This is a genomic window from Rhodococcus sp. (in: high G+C Gram-positive bacteria), from assembly GCF_049286785.1.
GTDB lineage: Bacteria > Actinomycetota > Actinomycetes > Mycobacteriales > Mycobacteriaceae > Rhodococcus_F.
Window position 1 is genome coordinate 1 of sequence record NZ_JBAQEO010000863.1, and the last position, 1,865, is coordinate 1,865.

The window sequence follows — 1,865 nt, forward strand, 5'->3', positions numbered from 1 at the left end:
GACTATCCGGGTGTGGGCACCCGACCGCCGCGGGATCTGCCCGCCGATGTCACCACCATCGCCAATGCCCGCCTACTCGACCCGAATGTGCTCTCACGCACCTTTACCCAGCAGCAGCAATTGAAGAACTTCTACGGCTTCACCCCCACCCTGGACATCGACCGATACACCGTCGACGGTGAACTCGGCGACTACATCGTCGCCGCCCGGGAACTGTCCCCGAACAGCCTCAGCGGCAATCAAACCCAGTGGATCAACCGGCACACCGTCTACACGCACGGCAACGGGTTCGTCGCCGCACCGGCGAATAGGGTCAACGCCGCCGTTCGGGACGCGACCGGGCAGAGCTCCAGCAGCGACAGCGGCTACCCCATCTACACCGTCAGCGACATCGCCTCCCAAGCCACCGACCGGCAACTGATCCCGGTCGAGCAACCGCGCATCTACTTCGGGGAAATGATCGCGCACTCGGACAACCCCGACTACGCCATCGTCGGCGCCCAAACCGGGGCACCGCCGCGCGAGTACGACACCGATACCTCCACTTACACCTACACGGGAACCGGCGGGGTGCCGGTAGGGAACTGGGTCAACCGGTTGGCGTTCGCAGCGAAGTACGCCGAACGAAACATCCTGTTCTCCGGTGCCATCGGCACCGAGTCGAAAATCCTCTTCAACCGTGACCCGCGAACCCGTGTCGAATACGTCGCACCATGGCTGACCACAGACAACAACCCCTACCCCGCAGTCGTGGATGGACGGATCATCTGGATCGTCGACGCCTACACCACCCTCGAGCACTACCCCTACGCGCAGACCGGGAACTTGACTGAACCGGTCGTCACCGACACCGGTCGGAGTCTGCCGGCCGAGGACGTCTCATACGTACGCAACTCCGTCAAGGCCACCGTTGACGCTTACGACGGCACCGTCACCCTCTATCAGGTCGGCCAGCACGATCCGGTCCTGCAGGCATGGATGAGCATCTTCCCCGACACCGTCCAACCCGAGGACGCGATCTCCGCGGATCTACGCGCGCATTTCCGCTATCCCGAGGATCTGTTCCGGATCCAGCGTGAACGCCTGGCCAAATATCACGTCAACGATCCGCGGGAGTTCTTCACCAACAACGCGTTCTGGTCGGTACCGTCCGATCCGACGTCGGATTCCGGCGGGCAGCAGCCCCCGTACTACATCCTGGTCGGCGACCAGGACACCGCGGCGCCGTCGTTCCGCCTGGCCAGCGCCATGGTCGGGTTCAACCGCGAATTCCTCTCCGCCTACATCTCGGTGCACTCCGATCCGGAGAACTACGGAAAGATCGAAGTGCTGCAGTTGCCGACAGACAGCATCACTCAGGGTCCCCAGCAGATTCAGAACTCGATGATCTCCGATACCCGCGTCGCTTCCGAACGTACCCTGCTCGAGCGGTCGAACCGGATCCACTACGGCAACCTGCTGACGCTGCCGATCGCCGACGGCGGCGTCCTCTACGTCGAACCCCTCTTCACCGAACGGCTGTCCACCACCGCGGACGGATCGACGTTCCCACAATTGTCCCGCGTCCTGGTCAGCTACCGCGAACCCGGCACCGGCGGCGTCCGGGTCGGCTACGCACCCACCCTCGCCGAGGCCCTCGACCAGGTGTTCGGGGCCGGAACCGGTCGGGCCGCGACAGCGCCCGGCGGCGACGCGGCCGCTCCCCCACCGCCCACAACGGAGGCCACCCCGCCGGCCGAGGGCACGGAGCCTGCACCGCCGCCCGCTCCAACGGAGGAACTGACCGCTGCCGTCCTCGAACTCAACGCGGCACTGGGGAACCTGCGCGAGGCGCAGCACGCCGGCGACTTCACGTCCTACGGCAC

The 1,865-nt window shown here is 65.2% G+C and carries 1 protein-coding gene; it reads left to right on the forward strand.

Annotated features, from left to right (window positions below):
* On the forward strand, nucleotides 1-1,865 hold a 1,865-nt coding region (locus WAW17_RS30785), incomplete at both ends, for a UPF0182 family protein (RefSeq protein WP_422336625.1).